Genomic DNA, 22,033 nt, shown 5'->3' with positions numbered 1-22,033 from the left:
GATTTTAACTTTACTAAAAGGCCATTTGTTTTTTCAAAAAACTTCCTTTCGAGAAAAGATTTTGGCAACTTTATTCAATCCCTTCACCATTATTAAATATCACCTGCTTTTTTATTTCTATAATCCATATACCAGGAAAAGAGTCAACTGAGCAATCTAAATCATTTGGTGATACATACTTCCCATTTTTAGATATTTTTCCAACATAGAAATCATCTCCAATTAGGAAAAAGTCATCTACCCCATTTTCTGCTTTATCAACTCCTTGCCAAAAACCTTTCCCGGTTAATATATTCGCGCCCCCTTTAAAATGGGAAAGTATTGCCTGGTAACTATTTAGTGATGCATCAATAACCACCAAAGCCAAAACTAATTTCTTATCGAAGTTTATATCCACAAGTGAAGAAATATCATCATCGAAGAATTTGACACTCTTCAATTCTAACCTTTCATTCCTGTGGTTTTTAATATCATCTATCATAAGATATTTATTACCCGGATAAATAATTATAGCTTCTCCATCACTAGTAATTGGAATATTTTCCGAGCCTGAGGACAAACGATCATTCCAACCTATAATTTCACACCAAAAAACATTACCTTTTGAAGTGTAATCAACATCAACACTCCCTTTATTTCCTTTTTCAAAATGAATTTTATAGCCATCAATTAGCACTGAGTTGTAATACTTCACATTACAAAACTCTGTAAAAAGCAAAACACCCAAAATCATTAGACATTTAGCCCTGAGCATAAATAAACTCTCTAATTGCAATCCTGACCCCAATCACTTATCTATTACATTAAAGGAAAGATATATTTTCTTATACTGCTCAAAAAATGATGAATTCCCTATTCCAGTAAAAATATATGAAATATTTTCTGGTAAATCTATCTCAGCCTGAAAACACTGCGTGGAATGATATCCGGCATCATCTCTTATCCTGCATGAAACGATAGCACTCATACCCTTAAATTTTGATGTAAAATTTACATCAGCTAAAACAGGCGCCCCTTCAGTAACGGCCTCCCATTCTCCATCATCGTTCATCGAAAAATACACTTTGTCATTGTCTGATGTATATTTGCATATCTTAAGATAATCATTAGTGTCAACAGACCTCTCACCGATTAACAGACAGCCTTTTCTTTCAAAATTTATCCATTGACCAGGAATACCTAACATGGCCTCCTCGAAAGAAACTTTTCTCGTCTCAGTTCCCCCATAAGTTGTGCTAACTAATAAATACAAAGATAAAAATAAAATCACTTTCATTCAGTTATCACCTAAAATTTTATATGCATGTTGAGTCGATTGAAATCGGCGATTAAAAGACTGTTCATCCCATCGATTTATTACCATGCTAACTTCCCGTGAATTATTTTGTGCTACCCCGGCATCAGCCTTCCTTAATATTCCTTTCTTTGCTGCAAACTGCCCTCCTGAGTCAATACAATTGTATGGAACCGTGGATATATTTTGAGGATTATCGATTACTGGCACTCTCAATCTAGTTGGATTCAACCACCATCTATTATCATAATCTGAGCGGCGTAACCAGCCTCTATAAACCCAATAACCAGTATAGTTCGCCAAACCAGTTAGTTGTTTAAACCCTCTTCCACGAAACTTCATCCCATCCCCAACACTTGAAAAAGTTGAATCAATTAGCCTTCGTTCAGGGGACGATAACACTGGTCTATTGCGTGAATCCCTTCCAATCCTTACTGTCAATGCATTATTCCTTGAATCTCTCAAATCACTTTTTGCGACATTACCCAAGTCGTTTCCATCACGCTCATAATTATGGAAATAGCCATATGTATCTGTAGGATCTGAATAATACCCATCAGTTTCCTCAGCAAATGAAGGATGTTCTGGATTACGAGAAAAGGACACAGTTCCCTCAACCATCAAATTCAAACTCTGCGTTTCTACTGCCCCCTGACCAAGGAAATGAGCCGCCCGAATTGATGTGTTCATGCCATACTTCATCAAGATTAAATTTAAAGAATTTCGATATTTTTCTCTAACCTCTTCTGATGTAGAAGAATAAATCCTACTTAGATCGGTCTGATCTATCCACCCACACTTTCTGAAATGCTCAATAAAACTACGAGGTTCGAAATGCCAGATTAACCCTACACCTAAGGTTCCATAATTAAAACAAAGCGCTTCAACATGCTTTTTGAACTTGTCGTATTCTTTTTGACTCATCAGAACCTGATCTTTCGATTCCTGTGAGCCTACATTTTGTTCAGAAGTTGTATTAAACGAAGTGCATTGATTCCAAGGTAGACCAGTCATTAGCCAATTGTATCTAATATCAATCGTGCTACTTTCCCAATCAAACGGAAAGCGGCAAATTAGTTTTCTACTTTGAATTGAATACATGTCTTCTGTTTGTAGTTTTTTTATTGTTGCTGAATTACACTGACTAAAGGAATCTTTGTCATCATTAACAAGATGCCATCCTGTCCAATGTGGGAGATCTGCATCACTAAATTTTTTGACTGCACCTGCCGCAAGGTTTACAACACCGTTCCCCCCAGGATAATTTACAGTCATCCACAATGGTGCATCAGCAGGAGAAAGAGTTTCATTTTCAGTATTAATAATACGCCCAAACCGAAGTAACTCATAGCCTGCACTAGGGCTATCCTTATAGCGAGATGTTGCAGTTTGATAAAGATTATATTCATAATTTTCTTTATCTGCATTAACTAGCGCTTCGCCGACTGTATTATACTTATCTTCATTTTTAGAATCCTCCTGCCTCGTCACCATGGTACAATTTCCTTTAGCCAGAGTCATACTGACATATAAAGGAACCGTACTGGTATGTAATTCATTAAGGCCTTCGATGGCAGAACTATTGTTATCAGGTGCTTTATTATAAAATTTCGTCCCAATAGGCAAATAAAAATGAATATCGCCATAAACAGCATCTGTTCGACCATCACGAGTGATATCCAGTTTCTGCGTATTTCTTCCTGTTAATTTTTCAATATTGTCATCGTCACAAAATATCTGACAGTGGAAGGCATTTTCTCCATCCACCATGCCAGCGGTTCCTAATGCATCTTTACGATAGATTAGAGCATCACTTTTAATAGCTGCGTTGAGTGATTTCAAATGCATATATAACGAGTAAAAAACCACCTTGCCGTTTTCACCACTGCCAATTTCCGTTTCATGCTTCAGCAACACATAACCACTGTCTGTCGCACCATTCAAATTCAATGGCTCAGCACGTTTTGCTTCATCATTAGCAGGTGCGCGAAAAGATACGACCTTGCCATCTGCAATTGCCCTAACTTTTTCTGGGCTACTGCTGTTATCGGTATGTTTAATATGAATTCCGCCATGCCATGAACCGGCTGCACTAACAGGAAAACCGCGGTGTACGTCAGAAGCCATCACACGACTAATCCATGCGGCATCCGTTTCTGTCGCAGATTTGGCTTTTAAAATGGGTGGACTGATGATCATTTAGTGACTCCCTGTCAGGAAAAAGTAAATTTGCCCGAAGGCTCTTTTTTTATTACGGCCAGGCTTGGGAATTCTTCCGGGTTGCTCGCCTGTTCCAGCCGGACATACTGGCCCGCTTGCGTGCGGTAATCACCTGCCGTAGCTGACTCAATTGAATTAGCATCCAGCGTGATATAACTCCCGCCGCCGTTCAGCGTGATTTTCTTTTTCGCAATGATTTTGATTTCATCTTCGGTGCTGATGATGCTGATTTCCCTGCGCGCCAGCAGCTCCATCAAATCGTTTTGCGCCTGCAGCTGCACCGGCCCCTGATTGGCAATCAGCCTGATGCCCAGCCTGCGCACGAACACGCTCAGCGCGTTGCCCACACCGATAAACAAGTTTTTCATTACGTTGACGTCGGCGTTTTTGCCCGCCGTCGCCACCAGATTCTGCGTCGCTGAAAGTTGCAGATGCCCGCCGCTGGTAAGCGCCATGCCGTCCGGTGCGCTCAGCAGCAGTACCGATTTTTTCAGGTCCTGTACCTGCTGCTCCAGCAGCGCTATCTGCGCGCGCAGGTCCGCCGGGTTTGCCGTGGCCTTTTGCGCGTCGCCGGATATCTCCGCCATCTGCTCGCGCGCCTGGTTCAGGTTGTCCAGCGCCGCCTGCATGTCCTTCTGCTTACCCTGCGCCGCCGCTTGCCCATCGGCGCTGATAAACAGCCCTTTGCCAGCCCGGATGGCGCCCCAGCTGTCGGTGCGCAGCTCGAAGCCTTCGCCGCGCGCCTGACGCTCACCATCCACTAGATGACCGAGGTTAAGCTGGCTTTTACCGCCGTATTCGGTGCTGAGCTTGATATGCTCCTGCCCCCGCGTGTCGTCAAGCCGCAGCTTGTTGTTCGACGGCGTGCGCAGCACGTTGCGCCTGTAGTTGCGGATGGTGACGTGGTCGGCGCGCGATGAATCATGCAACACGCCGGCGATGTACGGACGGTCCGGGTTGCCGTGCTCAAAGCCAATTGCCACCTCGGTGCCCGCCAGCAGCGGCAGGTGCAGGCCGTAGGTGTCGCCGGCAAACGGGCGCGACTGGCGCACCCAAAGGCTTTCATGGCCGCTTTCCCAGCCCGCACGGTCAAACAGCATGTTAACGCGATAGCGGCCGTCGCGGTCTATGTGGCCGTAGGTGTCGTTGGTGGTGGTGCTGGTGATGCGCGCCGGTAAGGTGCCCGCCATTACCGGGCGCGGTGCCGGTTCCGGACGATAACCGTAGCGGCCCTCCGCCGGGATGCCGTGGAACGCGGTTTCCATGCTGCTGTCGCGCGCTGCGCGGCACAGCAGCGAGGTGATAACCACGCCGCTGCGAAACACCTCCGCCACGTTGTCGCCGCCGCTGGCGCGCACCACCACGCCAGGCATCAACGCCGCGCTGCTGGATTTGGCGCTGAGCCGCGTCTGGCCGTTGAGGTAGCGCTCGTGGCGCAGCCGGGCGTAGAACGCGCCGCTTTCAGTCGCGGGACTGGCGCTGTAGGCCTCGCCCGCCTGCAGGTAGTTATCCGCCCAGTGATAGGCTTCGCCGTAGGTAGTGTCGTCGCCGCCGGTGACGTCGGCCTGCGCGTTCATGTCGGCGGTGGCGTCGCGGTAGTTGTAGTCGCGGGTGCTGACGGTTTTCTCCACCACGCTGAAGCGGCTTTCCATCTCCCACACCGACTCCACGCCGCTGTCGTGCAGACCAGACGGCGGCACGGCGGGCAGCGTGAGGCCGGTCTGGTAGCCCTGCGGGCCGTCGTAAAACTCCACCACGTCGATGTTGAGGCGCGTGTCGGTGGTGAAGCGGAACCAGATGCCGACCTCCGCCAGCAGGCGCGAGACGAAGCGGAGGTCGTCTTCGTCAAACTGCATCACCTGCTCGCGCTTCGGATAGTCGCGGCTGAGGGCAAACACGAAGTCCTGACCGCGCATGCCGTGACGGTCGCGCAGGATGGATTCGACAATCTGCGGCACCGACATGTCCTGCCAGATGGCGTTCTGCCGGGTGCGCGAAAGCAACGCGAGTCGCGGCTGCAGCGTGATGGCGTAGCGCGCTTCGTCGGCGGACACGCCGAGCATATCAAAGCCAGTCACCACGCCCTGCACCACGCGCAGCGGTTCGGCCTTGCGCAGCAGGTCGGCGAGGCTCTGCGATGATGGCTGCAGGGTCAGCGACGCGGTTTTCATCAGCATCGCTTCGCGGCTGATGTGCTTGTCGGTACTGGTGAAGATAATTTTCCAGCTGAAGGGCGCGCTCAGCGCTTCTGTGCCTTCGAAGCTCAGCACGTCGAGCGGTGAGGCGCTGTCAGTGATCTTCAGCCGGTGATGGCTGTGGCTGAACAGGGTAATGGTCGTATCTGTCATGATTAAATCCTTTTAAATGCCGCAGGCAGGAACCGTCGATCATTCAGAACGTAAAGGTCACTTCACCTTCATCATTGGTATCCATCGTCAGGCTGTCGCTTAAGGTGCCGCTGGCGCGGTGCTGCAAAATCACCTGGCTCAGCACCGGCAGGATCTGCTGATTCAGCAGGCTGTCGACGTTGCGCGCTCCGGTGTCCGGCAGCAGACAGGCGTCGGTGAGCATTTCATACAAACCATCGCCGATAGTGGTGCGGATGCCGTAATGCCGTTGCAGCCGCTGGCTGACCTGGCTGAGCTTCACCTCCACGATGATCCGCATCGCCTCACGCGCCAGCGGGCGGTAAATCACCGTCTGGAAGCGCGCCAGCAGCGCGGGCTGGAAGTGGTCGCGCAGGATCGGGCGCAGGCACTCCTGCAGTTCGGCTTCGGCGGCATCTGGCGTTTCGTCCAGTAACTGCATCAACTGATCGCTGCCGAGGTTCGAGGTCATCAGAATCACGGTGTTGCGGAAGTCGATTTCGCGCCCCTCGCCGTCGCGCATGAAGCCACGGTCAAACACCTGATAAAACAGATTAATCACGTCGCGGTGCGCCTTTTCCACCTCGTCGAGTAGCACCACGCTGTACGGGCGCTTGCGCACCGCTTCGGTGAGGATGCCGCCCTGGCCGTAGCCGACGTAGCCCGGCGGCGAGCCTTTGAGCTGGGAAACAGTGTGTGCTTCCTGATATTCGCTAAGGTTGATGGTGATTAACGATTTCTCGCCGCCGTACAGCAAGTCGGCCAGCGCCAGCGCGGTTTCGGTTTTGCCGGTGCCGCTGGTGCTAACCAGCAGGAACACGCCCTGCGGTCCGTTTTCTGAGGTGAGTCCGGTTTTCGAGGCGCGCAGGCGCTGCGCGATGGCGCTGAGCGCCGCGTCCTGCCCGACCACGCGGGTGGCGAGCAGGGTTTCCAGCGCCAACAGTTCAGCCTGCTCGTCCTTCATCAGCGACGACAGCGGCACGCCGGTCCAGTCGGCAATCACGCCCGCCACGATGCGCGCGTCAACGTCGGCGGTCAGCAGCGGCTCTTCGGGTTGTAATGCGCCGAGTTCGCTCTGGAGCTGCGCGATGTTGTGTTTCTGACTGGCGTCTTTGCGTCCTTCGAGCAACTGCTGCATGCGTTCCTGCACGTCAGCGTAGCGCTGCTCCAGCGCCTCAAGCTCTTCATCGGTGGATGCAATCTGCGTGGCAATTTCAGTCAGGCGTTCCTGCGAGACCGCGCCGCCGAGCGCTTCGTCGTCGAGGATGGCGCGCTGCTCAATGTTCAGCGCATCGAGCTTCGCACGCAGGCGGGTGATGGCTTCCGGTACCGTGTCCTGGCTCATACGCACGCGCGCGGCGGCGGTGTCGAGCAGGTCAACCGCCTTGTCAGGCAGCTGGCGGCCTGTAAGGTAGCGGCGCGATAGCGTGACGGCGGCGCGCACCGCCGCGTCGGTGATGTGTACGCCGTGATGGTCGGCGTAGCGCGACTTGAGTCCGCGCAGCATCAGGCACGCGGTGTCGTCGTCCGGCTCGTCGACCTTCACCATCTGGAAGCGGCGCTCCAGTGCGGCGTCCTTCTCAAAGTACTGTTTGTATTCGCTCCACGTTGTCGCCGCGATGGTGCGCAGTTCGCCGCGCGCCAGTGCCGGTTTCAGCAGGTTGGCCGCGTCCGCGCTGCCCGCTGCGTTGCCCGCGCCGATGATGGTGTGCGCCTCGTCGATAAACAGCAGCACCGGGTTCGGCGCATTCTGTACCTCGGTGATGATGTTTTTGAGGCGCTGCTCGAACTCGCCCTTCACGCCCGCGCCCGCCTGCAGCATGCCGAGGTCCAGCGTATGCACGCTCACCGGCTTCAGGCTGTCCGGCACGTTGCCTTCGGCAATGCGCAGCGCCAGCCCTTCAACCAGCGCGGTTTTGCCCACGCCCGGCTCGCCTACCAGAATCGGGTTGTTCTTACGGCGGCGCGACAGGATATCCACCATCTGACGGATTTCGTTGTCGCGGCCAAATACCGGGTCGATTTTGCCGCTGCGCGCGTCAGCGGTGACGTCGCGGGTAAAACGCGTAAGGGCTTCGGTTGATGGGACTTTGGTCTCACCTGCGGCGGTTGGTTGCTCGATAGTACTGACCGGCATCTCCGGCTGCTCCGCTTCCGCACGCTCGTCGGACTGCGCTTCCAGCATCGGCTGTAAACGCTCAAGCTGGCTCATGCGAAGGCTCAGCAGCGGCCAGAGACCTTCGCAGCGCACCAGCGACGGCTGTTCGGCCAGCGCCATCAGCAGATGGATACTACGGATTTGCGGGTTGTTGTCAGATGCGGAGGCCATCAGCCACGCCTGCTTCAGCAGCGCTTCCAGCGAAGAAGAAAGCTGCGGACGCCCTCGCACCGCGCGTGGCTGGCGGTCGAGAAACGCCAGCAAATCCTGCCAGATGACATCCATGTCCCATTCATAGCGGCGGGCAATCACCGTGATGTCGCCCTCGCCCTGCTCGAGCAACTTGAGCAACCAGTGCTCCGGCTGGATTTCAGCGTGAGCGCGGGTCTGGCACAGCGACGCGGCGGCTTCGAGCGCCTGCGCGCAGAACGGATTGAGGCGACGCAGAAGCGCGGCTGACTGACTGTCCATAGCAAAATTCTCCTGACTGGTGGCACGCTACCGCCCGTCGCCGTAAACCGAAGCGCATAAGGCAGCAGGAAAGATGGGAAATGACTTGTGATTTCACCCGCTATGGATGAATTCATAAATCATCTGCCGGGCTGCAAAAACAGCCCAGCGGAGGGGCGATTACGCTAAATAGTTCGTGTCGCGGCAAGGCGGCAAGTGCGCGAGTCCCCGGGAGCATAGGTAACTATGTGACCGGGGCGAACGCGCGCAGCCAACGCAGCAGCGGCGCGAAATATGACGCGTAATCAGGCGGTGGCGCGTTCGTTCCACGAATCGGAATGAATGATGTTGCCGTCTTTATAGGTCCAGGTGATTTTTTCGTAGCGCAGCTCAATCTGCTCCAGATGGTTGTGCTTCTCTTTCGACGGGTCCTTAACGTCGTGCATCACCGGATTGACCTTCACCACCTTCACGTTCTCCAGTTTGGTGTTGAAGTACTCCACTTCCTGGCCGGCGTCGCTGATGCGATACCACTTGAACTCGGCAGACTTCAGCGTCTGGCCGGTGGTGACCGCTTTGTAGAGGTACGGACTGGACGAGTCGATTTCCTTGGTGAACAGGAACGGCGTGTGAATGCGCGTGCCGGTCAGCTTGCCGGTGTTGTTGTCGGTCGGGATGTACAGGTTGTGTTCCTGAGCCACCACTTCGATGCTGCCTTCACGGTCCTGCACGTCCACCGAGCCCTTGATGTCCGCACCGCCGTCGTCCTTCAGCCACAGATAAACCGGAATTGCCATGTGTTACTCCTTTTCTTCATGATTGCCGTCACCATCCTGTGATGACGGAGGGATTGCGTCCGCTGCCTGGCAGGCGTCGGCCTGCGGCACCAGACTGATTTCAACGCGCCGGTTGGCCGCGCGGCCTTCGGCGGTGTCGTTGCTCGCCATCGGACGGCTCTGGCCGAAGCCCTGCACCGCAAAGCAGCTCTCATCCACGTCGCCGGTGTCGCGCATCCAGTCGCGCACGGATTCCGCGCGCTTCAGCGACAGGCGCTGGTTCAGCGCCGGATTGCCGGTATCGTCGGTGTAGCCCGCGACAACAATCAGCCAGCCCGCGCGCGCTTTGATGTTGACCAGCGCGTTTACCATCACTTTGGTCGAGCCTGTTTTCAGATCGGATTTGCCGGAATCGAACAGCGACATCGCGTCCAGCCGTACCAGCGTGGGTTGTGGTTTCGGCTTTGGCGCAGGTTTTGGCTTAGGTTCCGGTATCCAGGTACTAATGGCGTGCAGCACCGGCAGATGCAGATGCCCGCCCTGATACAGCCCCAGACTCAGGCGCAGCGGCGCGCCCTGACGCGCATAGTTGTCGAGCTGACTCGCGTCCTCGCGCAGCACCTGCACAGCAGCGAGCTTCGGCGCGTAGTCGGTCATGGCAATGCGGTTGTAGTGTTCGAGGTCGAATACGATGCGATGGATTAGCGACTGGTTGTTCCAGGCCACCGCACAGAGTGCGATGACTGCGGCAACGGCGAAGGCCGTGATCGCCGTGCGCAATGCGCGGATGCGCGGCGTCAGGCCACGGCCTTCTGGAAGCAGCGGAAGGATAAAGTCAGGCAGGATGACGGCTATGTTCGCTGCGGTACCGGCACTGCGGATAGTGGTGTGCTGCCTCAGCCAGGCGCACCACAGAGAGTCATTGCAGGCGCCCGGCGTAGCGGGTTGCAGCTGCAATACATAGGCGGCGGGTATCACGGCGGCGACATCACTGTGCGCCTCCGTCAGCACGCGCAGCACATGTTGACGCGCCCATGCATCCAGCGAGTTGAGCAGGACCTGCTGCTGCATCGCCACGCTGCCACCCGACTGCAGCCATTCGCTGGTGCCACGCGGCGAGTTGTCATCCAGCCAGATTTGCGCAGGATTGCCCGCCAGCTGAACCTGCCAAAGCGGTGCAGCGCACTGCGTCATCTCACCGGCAACGCTGATGTTAAGCAGCAACGGCAGCGACTGACGGGTTTCACGGCGCAGTAACGCAATTTGCCAGCGCAGAGCAAACAGCTCGTTTTCCAGCACCGCTGCATCCTGCTGTTGCTGCGGACTAATGCTGAGGCAGACGGAAATCTGGCGGCCCCAGTCTGGACGCATCAGCAACAGCTGGCGCAGGCTGTGCTGGAGTTCGCTGCTATCCGCAACGTGAATAAAGCAGCCGTGCGGCAGCACGTGTACCGCTTCTTGGTCCGACAGGCCACTTGCATTGCAGCAAAGCACCACCGGCTGCCGATACGCTGCATCGGGCAAATCAGTCCATTCCTGAATCGTCACATGCTTGCGGCGGCGCAGCACTCTGATCGTTATCGTGCCAGCCAGCAGCAGTATCGCCAGCAGCACGATTGAATCGCTGCTGCGTGTAAAGGTCAGAAACTGCGTGCACAGCACCGCCACAAGCAGCCAGATCCAGAGCACCAGCAAGCGTGGAAGCAACGTCGTCATCCTTTGACTCCGGGCAGCAGCGTCGTGATGAGGTGATCGAGCCAGTAATTCAGTCCCCACCACAGCGCGGCCAGCAGAAGCGCGGTCAGGCCAATACGTGCAGGCCAGCTGCTTAACCAGCCCGTGCGCAACCCACCGCTTGCCAGCGATAACAACGGCGCATCCGCCGCACGCGTGAAAGGTGGTACGCGCTTAGTCAGCGCGCTCACCAATTGCTGGCGCGCGGGTGCATCAATGGAGGTATATCCGCCGAGAAAGCCCAGCATCATCACGCGGTGAAAACAGGTCAGCACCATTTCATCGGCTTCCGGCTGCGCCAGCACCTGCTGCATGCGGTCGCACAGGGTTTCGCCCGCATCCATGGTCTGTAAAAAATGGCCCTGCAGCGGCATGTGATACCACTGCACGCAGGCATCATCTTGCACGCCGCGCCCTTTCACCGCCTCATCCAGCAGCGCGCACTGCGCCAGCAGCACGTCGTGACAGCTTTCGCGGCTGACGCCCGCCTCGCGCAGCGTAAGCTGCACGCGTTCGGCGTCATTCACGCAGCGCTGCCACAGCGCCAGCCCTTCGCCTTCGGCAAACTGCGGGCCGTGGCGCAGGCTGATCACCTGCAGCCAGGTGTTCTGCAGCAGCGCATCAATATCGATAGTTTTTGCTTCAGCACTCATGATCTCAGCACCGCAAACAGTTCCAGTTCCGGGTCACCCAGCGTGCCGGGGACGTAAAACACGCAGCTGCCGCTCTCGAGCATCGCTCGTGCCGCCGGATGGGACAGATCCAGCGAGAAATACTGGTTCTCCAGTCGCAACGGGATCGCCGCAGGAACGTGGCTAAGTGGCTTGAGCGGAATGCCGAGCTGCGAGCTGTTCACCAGCGCAGTCACGTCATCCGGACTGCCGACTTTGCACTGGCGCGGGAACTGCTCCTGCAGCTGCGCCACCGGCAGCGGCGAGCGCACCGACAGGTAGAAATCGGCTTCCTCGCGCAGGCGTGGATCGTTGAGGCGCGCCTGCCACTGACGCAGACGGCTGTCGTGCGTCATGTCGATTACCACCATGCGCGACGGCAGGCTGGCTTCCAGCAGCGTGCCGAGCAGGCTGAACAGCGGAGGGAACACTTCATTCAAATTTTCATGGCGATACACCGGAATGGCGCTCACCTGATGTTCCAGCGAGAACGTCAGTAGACTACCCGCCAAGCGCGCCAGTTCGGGATAAAGCCGTTCCGGCGGGCTTTGCGGATGACGCTGAAAATCGGCCAGCAGTGGCTCGGCGCTGTTTAGCGCGTTGAGCAGCCAGAACAGCGATACGTCGGCAACGGCAAAATCGGCCATGCGCTGGTTGCTTTCGCGGCGCATCGCCATCAGACGCACCAGCCGTGCACGCAGCTGCGTCACCAGTTGTTCAAGTGCCGTCATCAGCCACGGGCTGGATTGCAGAGTCAGGAGTGGCGGCAGGAACTGGCTGTCCAGCGCCCAGCCGCCCTGCGCATCCTGCTGCAGACGCGCCACCGGACAGGTCAGCCAGTCGCTGTTGTCCTGATGTGCATAACGTAGAGTCAGTTCAGGCTGCAATACCGCAACCTGCCGGGTATCGTCCCCGAACAGGTTGCGGATATCGCGCCAGCGCTGGCGGAATCGCACCGGACGCTCCGCCACGTCGCTTTCCTGCAGGCAGTTGCCGCCGTTGGCGTACAGCTGCGGCAGCGCCAGAACAACCGTCACTTCCTTATGCTCCGCCTCAAGCGTCAACGTCGGTGGCAGCGGATCGGCGTTGTGGGTATCGATCAGCGTGCCATCACGAAAACGCAGGTGCAGATGACGCGGCTTAAGCCGCCCAAGCTTCAGCGCATCCGGCTCAAACTCAACCTGAAATACGCCCCACGGCTGATTAAGCCCCATGCGCGCGATGCACTCGCTGTGCCACGCCTGCCAGGCGGACTGCTGCTGAAAGTGCTGGGGCGAGATCATGGTACCCCGGCCCCAGAGTGGTTGTTCTGTTTTCATCCCTGAGTTCCGCCTTACGCTTTAGCTTTCGGCATCTGCGACACCAGCGACAGGTTCACGTCCATGCCTTCCACCTGGAAGTGCGGGATGGCGAACAGCTTAACGCGGAAGAAGCCCGGGTTGTCCTCGATATCTTCAACAAGCACCTTCGCATCGCGCAGCGGGTGCGAGGATTGCAACTCGTCGCCCGGATCGGTCATCTCGGTCACCAGCGTGCGCACCCAGGTATTCAGCTCCAGCTCCAGCAGGCGGCGGTCTTTGGTGGTGCCGATGTTTTCGCGCTGAATAAGCTTCAGGTAGTGCGCGATGCGTGACAGCAGGAAGATGTAAGGCAGACGCGCGTTGATGCGGCTGTTAGCCGTCGCATCAGCGGTGTCATACAGCGCCGGTTTCTGCGTCGAGTTAGCCGAGAAGAAGCAGGCGTAATCGCGGTTCTTGTAGTACGACAGCGGGATAAAGCCGAGGTTGGCGAACTCGAATTCGCGGGTTTCCGGGATCATCACTTCAGACGGGATTTTCACCTGGTTGCCGGTGCCCAAATCGTACAAGTGGATCGGCAGATCCTGCACTGCGCCGCCGGCCTGCGGGCCGCGAATTTGCACACACCAGCCGTTACTGATGAAGCTCTGCACCATGTTGGCGGCGAAGGCGAACGAGGCGTTGGTCCACAGGTATTTGTCGTGATCCGGACCTTTCACTTCTTCGATGTAGTTGAAGCTGCGCACCGGCACGGTGTCCGGGCCGTACGGCAGACGACCGAGAACGCGCGGCATGGTCAGGCCGATGTAGCGTGAGTCATCGGTGTCGCGGAATGACTTCCACTTGATGTACTCAGCGCGGTCAAAGTAGTTGCCGATGTCTTTGATCGCCGCCACTTCTTCCATCGACTCTTTGAGGAAAAACTGCGGGCCGACCGAACCGATAAACGGCATGTGTGCTGACGCCGCGACTTTCGACAGGTTGCGCAGCAGCGCCACATCCTGCGCCGAGGCATCAAACTCATAGGCAGAAATCACCGCGCCAATCGGCTCGCCGCCCGGCGTGTCGTATTCGGCGACGTAGGTTTGCAGATAGAGGCCGCTCTGGATGATTTCTGGCGCATCTTCGAAATCCTGACGCAGATCGTCTTTCGATACGTCGAGCACTTCAATTTTCACGTTCTGGCGGAAGTCAGTTTTATCCACCAGCGACTTCAGGCCGCGCCACGCCGACTCCACTTTCTGGAATTCGTCGTGGTGCATCACCGCATCGAGCTGGCGGCTGATCTGGCGGTCCAGCTCGGCGATATGGTGATCCAGCAGGTTTTTATCCAGCTTTTCGACTTTCGCACCGCTGATTTTCAGACGCGTCAGGAACACCTGCATCGCAGCGGTGACGCGCTCGTCGGCGGTGGCATCAGACATCGCCTGATTATCCTGCCAGACGTTGAGATCACTCAGCTCTGACACCGGGTTGAGGTTGATTTTTTCAAACAGCGACGCGTAGACGCCGCCCGCAGCTGGGCGATCCAGCACGGTGGTTGCACCATTGGCATAGGTTTCATTCTGAACTGACATCAGCATTCTCTCTCTATAGTCCGTTACGGGGATGATCAGGCTTGATCGGTGGCTAACGCAGACAGCTCGCTGCGCAGTTCATCGCTGAGTGCCGAATCTTTCAGGATGGCTTCCAGCTCTTTGCGGAAAGTGACGTTATCCAGCAGGTTGGATTTAAGGTCGCGCAGCAGATTGCGCATCGCCAGCATGGCGCGCAGCTGAGGGATTTGGCGGGCAACCTGCTCCGGCTCGAAGTCTTTCATGTCGCGGAAGTTAAGCTGAACGTTCTCTTCGCTGCCGTCACCGGCCAGGGTGTTCGGCACGGCAAATGACACCGCTGGCGCGATATCGGCCAGCACGCTGTTGAAGTTGTTTTTGTTGACGTTGATTTTTTCGCGTTCAGACAGCGGGCGGTCTTCCGCGCCGTTACTGAAATCGCCGGTCACCAGCAGCTTGAGAGGGAGCTCGGTTTTCTTCGCCGCTCCACCGGTGTGCAGGTCAAGCTTGAGGTTGATACGGGCTTTAGGGATTTCATTCTGGTAAGAGTTGCTCATGTTTACTCCTTGTAAAAATGGCGCGGAAAGCACGCGTAGGCACACTTTCCCTGTGTGTTACCGCGCGAATATATAGCTGGAATTTTAGGAAGGCAATAAAGCGAGATGATCTTTGCGGTCTGATTTATATAGGAAATTTCTTATGATTTGAGTTAAGCCCCTGATGAACCCTGATAAAGTGACTAGGATTGTTCTTAAAATTATTTTTGACCGGGAGTGCCATTTATCACCAAAAATACTTTTACAGGTATCAATAATACAGTGGCGCTAATTGTTACCGCAGGGGGATGGTGTCGAGCCGAGGGGGGACACAATAAAAAAACCCGGCGCGCGCCGGGTTTTACTTAAGCTACATTCTCAATCAAACGGTTAACTGTAAGCGTGCAGCGTGCGTTGGCACAGCGCTGAACGGACGCAATCCTCTTTGCCGAAACGCACCACGCCGATCATCTCATCCTCTTCGAAGCGCGCTAACGCATCGGCAAGGCCAGACCTGGCGTGGGATGGCAGGTCGCACTGGGTAATATCGCCGTTGACGATAACCGTCACGTTTTCCCCCAAGCGAGTCAGGAACATCTTCATCTGTGCGGCGGTGACGTTTTGTGCCTCATCAAGGATCACCACCGCATTTTCAAAGGTACGTCCACGCATGTAGGCGAAGGGCGCGATCTCTACCTTGGCAATTTCGGGCCGCAGGCAGTATTGCATAAAGGAAGCGCCGAGACGTTTAACCAGAACGTCATAGACCGGTCGAAAATAAGGCGCGAATTTCTCGGAAATATCTCCGGGGAGGAAACCGAGATCTTCATCCGCCTGCAGAACCGGGCGCGTTACGATAATCCTTTCGATATCCTTATTGATCAGGGCCTCAGCCGCTTTGGCTGCGCTAATCCAGGTTTTTCCGCAGCCAGCTTCACCGGTGGCGAAAATAAGCTGTTTCGTTTCTATGGCATGGAGATAGTGTGCCTGAGCTTCATTTCTGGCTTCAATCGGCCCGCGGTCACGTGCATCACGTGCCATACCAATCGAATCCAACCCACCCATTTGCACCAGCGAAGTGACCGATTCTTCTTCACGCTGACGGTGACTGCGAGAGTCGCTACGAATAACGCGTCTTGCTTCACGACGTGCTTTGATCACTGCTTTCTGTCTTCCCATAGTGGCACCTTACAGTTGGTTTCATTTATCGCGGCGGATCACCCGCGGCGATGACTTGAACGCTTTAGAGGTTTAGTTGGCTTCCTTGTAAGCCGTGTCGAGCCAGTGAGAATGGTGTGCATCAGCGCCGAGACGCAGGCGCGCACCGGTAAAGAAAATGAGATTGAACAAGGACGATGTTTGAAAAGTAGCGAGGTTACGTTGGAGGGAAGAAATCCCCCGCAGTGGACTGCGTGTGGTGAAACTATTTAACTGTCCCAAAGAGAGACGAATCATGCGCGAACTCCAGTGGCTTAGCCACACAACTGACAACGCTTATGAATAAAGTGCATCATATTTGCGGTGGTTTGCAACATTATTTTTACGTAGCAGTAAAGAAAAAAAGATAAGCGAAGCCTAAAGTCTTTTACCTTAAATTAAATTTCTCATGTTTATCATATAGATGATTTATTAACGGGTAACATAACTTTTTAAGAACATTCGGAAGTGATTACTTCCAGCGTAAAGTTTAAGGAATACTTAACAAATGCGCCTGCGAAGCGATAACCACCGCAGGCGCTGCACATTTATTAATCAGGCCTGCAATAAAGGTTGCCCGAGATAATGGTTTTTATCCGCCACGCCCGGCAGCGCGAAAAAGTATCCGCCGCCAATCGGGCGAATATATTCTTCCAGCGCTTCGCCATTGAGACGCTGCTGTACGGTAATAAATCCCCTGGTTAAATCATGCTGGTAGCAAACAAACAATAAACCCATATCCAGCTGACCTGAGCCGGTTATACCGCTGGAATAGCTGTAACCTCGCCGCAGCATCAAGCTGCTGTCGGTTTCCGGCGTGCGTGGATTAGCAAGACGAATATGCGCATCCAGCGCAATCAAATCGCCATCGGGATCTTTGCTGTAATCCGGTACGTCATGCTCGTTTTTCATACCCAGCGGCGCGCCTGATAACTTCTCACGACCAAAGATGGTTTGCTGCTCGCCGAGCGGCGTACGGTCCCACATTTCTACGTGAAAACGGATGATACGCACCGCCTGATAACTGCCGCCGTGCGTCCACGCCGGTTCCTGCTGTTCGTGCGTGACCCACAAGAGTTGATCCATCAATGCCGGATTATGCGTATCGGGATTGGCGGTACCATCTTTGAAGCCCAGCAGGTTGATCGGCGTTTCTTTGCCGTTGCTGCGCGCCGCGTGGTCGGCAATAAAACCGTCGCGACGCCAGCGCACCGCCAGCAGATCGGGTGTGCGTTTAATGATGTCGCGCAGCGCGTGGATCACCGTATCCTGGGTGTTAGCGCAAATCTGGAGCAGCAGGTCGCCATGGCACTGCTCCGCATCCAGCGAATCGTTGGGAAAACGCGTCATGGTTTGCAGCTGCGCAGGCTTGTGTTTGCTTAAGCCGAAGCGCTCATCAAACAGCGAGGTGCCGACCGATAACGTCATGGTGAGATTGTCGGGCGCGATATCGGCACCGAGAATTCCCGAATCCATCGGCGGCAGCTGCGGATTGGTGACCGCCGGCGCCGGTCCACCTTGCGTGAGAAAAGCGAAGCGATCGGTTAGCAAGCGAAACAGACGTTCAAGCTCGGCTTTGTCGCTCGCCAGCACATCAAACGCCACCAGCATCATGGATGCCTGCTGCGGCGTGACGATACCGGCCTGATGGGCGCCGTAAAAAGGTTGCGCCTGCTGGCGCGAGTTGGGTGCAACCGTGCCGGGAGAGAAGCTATCGGCGGCTGCGGTGTGGAACGGACAACCGCCGCCGAGGGCGGCTGCGCCACCCAACATGCCTAATCCCTGCAATAATCGACGACGCGACGGCTGCGCCGCGTCATTTTTATCACTCATGATCAGTCGAGACCCAAGGTTCCACGCAGCAGTGAGAGATCTTCCGCCAGCGTGGTAATCGGGCCTTTCAGCGCGTTACGGTCAGCGGTGGTCAGTTTTTCGTACGATTCAAAGCCATCTTTGGTGCGATATTTGCTAAGAATGCCGTCGACTTTCCTGAAGTTAGCATCCACTTTCGCCAGCAGCTGCGGGTTGTTTTTCTGCAGCAGCGGACGCAGTAGATCAACGATTTTCTGCGCGCCATCGATGTTGGCCTGGAAGTCGGAGAGATCGGTACGGCTGTAACGATCCTCTTCACCAGAGATCTTGCTGGAGGCCACTTCTTCAATCAGACCGGCTGCGCCGCCAACCACCTTCGCCGGTGGGAACGCCAGTTCGCTGATGCGGGTTTGCAGATCGAGCACATCCTGATTTAGCTTGCTGGCGAACTCTTCGGCACCTTTGGTGGTGTTATCGGCGAACAGGATTTTTTCCAGGCGGTGGAAACCGGTGAATTTCGGATCTTCATTTTTCTTCTCGAAGTCATCTTCACGCGCATCAATGCTGCCATCCAGATCGGAGAACAGCTCAGCAATAGGTTCAATACGCTCGTAATGCACGCGCGTAGGTGCGAATAGCGCTTTGGCTTTCTCGATGTCGCCGGCTTTCACCGCATCGGTAAACGCTTTGGTGCCCGCTACCAGCTCTTTCACTTCATTCATCACGTAGACTTTGTAGTCGGCGATCGGGCCAACCAGCTCCAGCACATCCGGTTTACCGTTTGCCGCTTGCTTCGCATCGCCGCTCACCACCAGCTTGCCTTTCGGGTTGCTGAGCAGGCCGCAGGTCATGTCATATTCGCCCGCCTCCAGATTGGCGGTGAGTTTCTGGCTGAAGCCAGGCGCGATGTTTTCACGCTCTTCCACCACCATCACCCCTTTCAGGATCTCCCACTCCAGCGCTTTCTGGCTGTTGTTTTTGATGATGAACTGGGTTTTACCGGCCTGCACGTTGAGCGACATCGGCTCACATTGTTTGTCCGTCACGGTGACCGTGACTTGCGGGACGGCAGCAGTAGCCGCACCGGAAAGCGCCAGCATAGCAACCAACAGCGCCTTGCGGCGGAAGCGAATCGTCATAGTGATATCCCTGTTACATGGAAGAACAGGCGCGCAATCGCGCCTGATTAAATTTCAGCGTGTGGTACGTGCCGCGTTCACTGCAGGCCGGGCCGGGAAGAAAAACAGCAGCAGCGCCGGGATGAGATAGGCAAGCCACACCGCCACTTCGCTTACGCTTGGCGTTTCCTGGTAACCTAAAATCCCTTCCAAAAGCGTGCCGAACACCGAGTGCGTTGAGAGCGTGTTGCTCATATCAAACGCTACATCCTGGAAGTGATTCCACAAACCGGCCTCATGGAAGGCGCGAATGGCGCCGGCGGACAACCCCGCTGCGACAAACAGAATGAACAAACTGGTCCAGCGGAAAAAGTGCGCCAGGTCCAGGCGAATGCCGCCGTAATAGAGCAAAAAGCCCAGCGCCACGGCGGTTGCAAGGCCGAGCACCGCGCCGAGCGGCGGCGCATAACCCACATCTTGCGTGAACGCGGCCAGCAGGAAGAACACCGATTCCAGCCCTTCACGCGCCACCGCCAGAAACACCATCAGCACCAGCGGGAAGCCGCTGCTGCCCTGCTTCTGCAACGCCTGATCGACCGATTTTTCCAGCGTGGCTTTGATATTGCGCGAAACTTTGCGCATCCAGAACACCATCGACGTCAGGATCACCACGGCAATCACCGCGACAATGCCTTCGAACAGCTCCTGCTGTTTCTGAGGAAACTCACCGGTAGTTTCATTAATAAAGATGCCCAACGCTAAGCAGAGCGCGGCAGCGATAAATACGCCGGCCCACATGGCGGGAAACCATTGGGTGCGCTGGGTGCGTTTGAGATAGCTGGCAATCAGGCTGACGATGAGCGCTGCTTCCAGACCTTCGCGCAGCATAATGAGAAAGGGAACGAACATCACCAACCTCTTGAATTTTAAGAAGGGTAAACCTTAGGTAAAAAAACGTAAAGTGCGAACGATAGTGATTATCATTACTGAAGAGAGAAATACAAGTCACTGCAGGAAATTAATTTTGTTTTGCGGATGGGGGAGCGGGTTTTAGAGGGTGCGCACTCCTGCGCACCCGGGGGTTCATCAAACACGTCGCCATCAATGGCGATAGAGGTTACTTGCTGTGGTATTGGGCTTCGGCGGCAGCAAAGCGCTGCTGTGCCGCTTCTGATGGGCCGCGACCCAGCAAGCTAAATACCACAATCGCGATACTGGCGAACGCGAAGCCTGGGATGATTTCATACAGCTCGGCGTAGCCATAATCTTTCCACAGCAGTACGGTTAGCGCGCCAATCACCATACCGGCCAACGCGCCGTTGCGCGTCATGCGTTTCCAGCACACGCCGAACAGCACCACCGGACCAAAGGCGGCACCGAAGCCAGCCCACGCATAGCTCACCAGACCTAACACGCGGTTTTCCGGGTTGGCAGCCAACGCGATTGCAATCAAGGCAATCACCAGCACCATCAAGCGCCCTACCCACACCAGCTCTTTCTGGCTGGCGTTTTTACGCAGGAAGCCTTTATAGAGATCCTCGGTCAGGGCGCTGGAGCACACCAGCAGCTGGCAGCTTAAGGTCGACATCACCGCGGCGAGAATCGCTGAGAGCAAGATACCGGCAATCCACGGATTGAACAGAATACGCGCCAGTTCGATAAAGATACGCTCGCCGTTCTGGCTTACGCCCGCCGCCTGATCGGGATGGTTCTCGAAGTAGGCGATACCAAAGAAGCCCACCGCCACCGCGCCACCCAGGCACAGGATCATCCAAATCATACCGATACGACGCGCGCTGCGGATGGTGTGATGCGAATCGGCCGCCATAAAGCGCGCCAGAATATGCGGCTGCCCAAAGTAGCCAAGTCCCCAACCGAGCAGCGAAATCACCGCGACAAAGTTCAGCCCTTTCAGCATATCGAGGTTTTCAAGGCTCTTCGCCCTGATCACCGCCAGTGAATCATCCAGCCCGCCGACGGCGACAATCACGATAACTGGCGTGAGAATCAGCGCAAAAATCATTAGGCTGGCCTGCACGGTATCGGTCCAGCTCACCGCAAGGAAACCGCCCACCAGCGTGTAGAGAATGGTGGCAGCGGCACCTGCCCACAGCGCGGTCTGGTAATCCATACCAAAGGTACTTTCAAACAGACGCGCACCGGCAACCACGCCAGACGCACAATAGATAGTGAAGAAGATCAGAATCACCACCGCCGAGATAACGCGCAGCAGTTTGCTGTTATCTTCGAAACGGCTGGAGAAGAAGTCTGGCAGGGTTAAGGCATTATCGTGATGCTCGGTCTGCACACGCAGACGGCCCGCCACAATGCGCCAGTTCAGCCAGGCGCCGATAATCAGGCCGATGGCGATCCAACTTTCGGAGATCCCGGACAGGAAAATGGCGCCCGGCAGGCCCATCAATAACCAGCCGCTCATATCGGAAGCACCCGCAGAGAGCGCGGTCACGACGCTCCCTAAACTGCGCCCGCCGAGAATATAGTCGTCGAAGCTTTTGGTTGATCGCCAGGCGATGAAACCTATCAGCACCATCCCAAGGATATACACTACAAAGGTCACCAACATCGGTGTACTTACACTCATGAGTCTCTCCACTTATTATTTGATCCATCAAGAGAAATCTTTTTGATCAGCGCTGTCGGAACGGGACAGCAGCCTGGTTTCACCGCATCCAGAGAAAGCGATTTCTCTTAAGGCGCGGTATCCTGCCGCAAAGGGTCGGCGCGCACAATGCATTTAACACAGCTGTTACACCGGTTTCACCTTCCTTCGCTTTTTTAATGCCAGCAGGTTGCGCCTGCTCACAGTTTGAGTTGCACCTCATCGGGTTC

At 55.2% G+C, this 22,033-nt stretch carries 17 protein-coding genes; all 17 read right to left on the bottom strand.

Annotation, left to right across the window (positions count from 1 at the left end; all coding sequences use genetic code 11):
- Positions 1-70 precede the first annotated feature (70 nt).
- A complete protein-coding gene (locus tag ACFQW4_RS08035; protein ID WP_350260820.1) occupies positions 71-733 on the bottom strand; it encodes a hypothetical protein in 663 nt (220 codons plus the stop codon).
- Between the two features lie 54 nt (positions 734-787).
- The gene (locus ACFQW4_RS08030) at positions 788-1,276 is read right to left on the bottom strand and encodes a hypothetical protein (RefSeq protein ID WP_350260821.1); all 489 of its coding nucleotides are present in this window, start codon (positions 1,274-1,276) and stop codon (positions 788-790) included.
- The gene (locus ACFQW4_RS08025) at positions 1,277-3,493 is read right to left on the bottom strand and encodes a hydroxyethylthiazole kinase (protein ID WP_350260822.1); all 2,217 of its coding nucleotides are present in this window, start codon (positions 3,491-3,493) and stop codon (positions 1,277-1,279) included.
- A 14-nt stretch (positions 3,494-3,507) separates the two neighbouring features.
- Positions 3,508-5,862, bottom strand: a complete 2,355-nt coding sequence (locus ACFQW4_RS08020; RefSeq protein WP_350260823.1) for a type VI secretion system tip protein VgrG — start codon at positions 5,860-5,862, stop codon at positions 3,508-3,510.
- Positions 5,863-5,905: 43 nt separating this feature from the next.
- Positions 5,906-8,509 (bottom strand): type VI secretion system ATPase TssH, encoded by a 2,604-nt coding sequence (gene tssH, locus ACFQW4_RS08015; RefSeq protein ID WP_377724755.1) that lies wholly within the window; start codon positions 8,507-8,509, stop codon positions 5,906-5,908.
- Positions 8,510-8,793: 284 nt separating this feature from the next.
- On the bottom strand, positions 8,794-9,285 hold the full coding sequence (gene hcp, locus ACFQW4_RS08010; RefSeq protein WP_008105313.1) for a type VI secretion system effector Hcp: 492 nt from the start codon (positions 9,283-9,285) through the stop codon (positions 8,794-8,796).
- Positions 9,286-9,288: 3 nt separating this feature from the next.
- Positions 9,289-10,980: an OmpA family protein gene (locus tag ACFQW4_RS08005; RefSeq protein ID WP_377724752.1), complete on the bottom strand. Its 1,692-nt coding sequence runs from the start codon at positions 10,978-10,980 to the stop codon at positions 9,289-9,291.
- Positions 10,977-11,651, bottom strand: coding sequence for a type VI secretion system protein TssL, short form (tssL, locus tag ACFQW4_RS08000; protein ID WP_350260826.1), 675 nt, complete (start codon positions 11,649-11,651; stop codon positions 10,977-10,979). Before tssL ends, ACFQW4_RS08005 begins: the two co-directional genes overlap by 4 nt.
- Entirely contained in the window at positions 11,648-12,988 is a 1,341-nt protein-coding gene (gene tssK, locus ACFQW4_RS07995) for a type VI secretion system baseplate subunit TssK (RefSeq protein ID WP_350260827.1), read from the bottom strand. The genes tssL and tssK overlap by 4 nt, the downstream gene beginning before the upstream one ends.
- A 14-nt stretch (positions 12,989-13,002) precedes the next feature.
- Positions 13,003-14,550 (bottom strand): type VI secretion system contractile sheath large subunit, encoded by a 1,548-nt coding sequence (gene tssC, locus ACFQW4_RS07990; RefSeq protein WP_377724749.1) that lies wholly within the window; start codon positions 14,548-14,550, stop codon positions 13,003-13,005.
- A 29-nt stretch (positions 14,551-14,579) separates the two neighbouring features.
- On the bottom strand, positions 14,580-15,077 hold the full coding sequence (gene tssB, locus ACFQW4_RS07985) for a type VI secretion system contractile sheath small subunit (protein ID WP_110866393.1): 498 nt from the start codon (positions 15,075-15,077) through the stop codon (positions 14,580-14,582).
- Between the two features lie 369 nt (positions 15,078-15,446).
- Positions 15,447-16,235: a phosphate starvation-inducible protein PhoH gene (gene phoH, locus ACFQW4_RS07980; protein WP_101764056.1), complete on the bottom strand. Its 789-nt coding sequence runs from the start codon at positions 16,233-16,235 to the stop codon at positions 15,447-15,449.
- A gap of 72 nt (positions 16,236-16,307) precedes the next feature.
- Positions 16,308-16,511 (bottom strand): hypothetical protein, encoded by a 204-nt coding sequence (locus tag ACFQW4_RS07975; protein WP_377724746.1) that lies wholly within the window; start codon positions 16,509-16,511, stop codon positions 16,308-16,310.
- Positions 16,512-16,808: 297 nt separating this feature from the next.
- Positions 16,809-18,086: an iron uptake transporter deferrochelatase/peroxidase subunit gene (gene efeB / locus ACFQW4_RS07970; RefSeq protein WP_280171806.1), complete on the bottom strand. Its 1,278-nt coding sequence runs from the start codon at positions 18,084-18,086 to the stop codon at positions 16,809-16,811.
- 2 nt (positions 18,087-18,088) lie between these two features.
- Positions 18,089-19,204 (bottom strand): iron uptake system protein EfeO, encoded by a 1,116-nt coding sequence (gene efeO / locus ACFQW4_RS07965; protein ID WP_377724743.1) that lies wholly within the window; start codon positions 19,202-19,204, stop codon positions 18,089-18,091.
- Positions 19,205-19,258: 54 nt separating this feature from the next.
- Positions 19,259-20,092: an iron uptake transporter permease EfeU gene (gene efeU, locus ACFQW4_RS07960; protein WP_377724741.1), complete on the bottom strand. Its 834-nt coding sequence runs from the start codon at positions 20,090-20,092 to the stop codon at positions 19,259-19,261.
- A 208-nt stretch (positions 20,093-20,300) separates the two neighbouring features.
- Entirely contained in the window at positions 20,301-21,785 is a 1,485-nt protein-coding gene (gene putP / locus ACFQW4_RS07955; RefSeq protein WP_110866398.1) for a sodium/proline symporter PutP, read from the bottom strand.
- Between the last annotated feature and the right edge of the window lie 248 nt (positions 21,786-22,033).

The sequence above is a fragment of the Pantoea sp. GCM10028869 genome (assembly GCF_042666835.1).
Lineage (GTDB): Bacteria > Pseudomonadota > Gammaproteobacteria > Enterobacterales > Enterobacteriaceae > Pantoea > Pantoea leporis.
The sequence above is the reverse complement of the archived record's forward strand: the minus strand, read 5'-3'. Positions and strand labels throughout refer to the sequence as shown.

Coding starts and splice junctions, on each gene's coding strand:
- ACFQW4_RS08035 (WP_350260820.1), bottom strand. CDS start 733: ATGATTTTGGGTGTTTTGCTTTTTACAGAGTTTTGTAATGTGAAGTAT.
- ACFQW4_RS08030 (WP_350260821.1), bottom strand. CDS start 1,276: ATGAAAGTGATTTTATTTTTATCTTTGTATTTATTAGTTAGCACAACT.
- ACFQW4_RS08025 (WP_350260822.1), bottom strand. CDS start 3,493: ATGATCATCAGTCCACCCATTTTAAAAGCCAAATCTGCGACAGAAACG.
- ACFQW4_RS08020 (WP_350260823.1), bottom strand. CDS start 5,862: ATGACAGATACGACCATTACCCTGTTCAGCCACAGCCATCACCGGCTG.
- tssH (WP_377724755.1), bottom strand. CDS start 8,509: ATGGACAGTCAGTCAGCCGCGCTTCTGCGTCGCCTCAATCCGTTCTGC.
- hcp (WP_008105313.1), bottom strand. CDS start 9,285: ATGGCAATTCCGGTTTATCTGTGGCTGAAGGACGACGGCGGTGCGGAC.
- ACFQW4_RS08005 (WP_377724752.1), bottom strand. CDS start 10,980: ATGACGACGTTGCTTCCACGCTTGCTGGTGCTCTGGATCTGGCTGCTT.
- tssL (WP_350260826.1), bottom strand. CDS start 11,651: ATGAGTGCTGAAGCAAAAACTATCGATATTGATGCGCTGCTGCAGAAC.
- tssK (WP_350260827.1), bottom strand. CDS start 12,988: ATGAAAACAGAACAACCACTCTGGGGCCGGGGTACCATGATCTCGCCC.
- tssC (WP_377724749.1), bottom strand. CDS start 14,550: ATGCTGATGTCAGTTCAGAATGAAACCTATGCCAATGGTGCAACCACC.
- tssB (WP_110866393.1), bottom strand. CDS start 15,077: ATGAGCAACTCTTACCAGAATGAAATCCCTAAAGCCCGTATCAACCTC.
- phoH (WP_101764056.1), bottom strand. CDS start 16,235: ATGGGAAGACAGAAAGCAGTGATCAAAGCACGTCGTGAAGCAAGACGC.
- ACFQW4_RS07975 (WP_377724746.1), bottom strand. CDS start 16,511: ATGATTCGTCTCTCTTTGGGACAGTTAAATAGTTTCACCACACGCAGT.
- efeB (WP_280171806.1), bottom strand. CDS start 18,086: ATGAGTGATAAAAATGACGCGGCGCAGCCGTCGCGTCGTCGATTATTG.
- efeO (WP_377724743.1), bottom strand. CDS start 19,204: ATGACGATTCGCTTCCGCCGCAAGGCGCTGTTGGTTGCTATGCTGGCG.
- efeU (WP_377724741.1), bottom strand. CDS start 20,092: ATGTTCGTTCCCTTTCTCATTATGCTGCGCGAAGGTCTGGAAGCAGCG.
- putP (WP_110866398.1), bottom strand. CDS start 21,785: ATGAGTGTAAGTACACCGATGTTGGTGACCTTTGTAGTGTATATCCTT.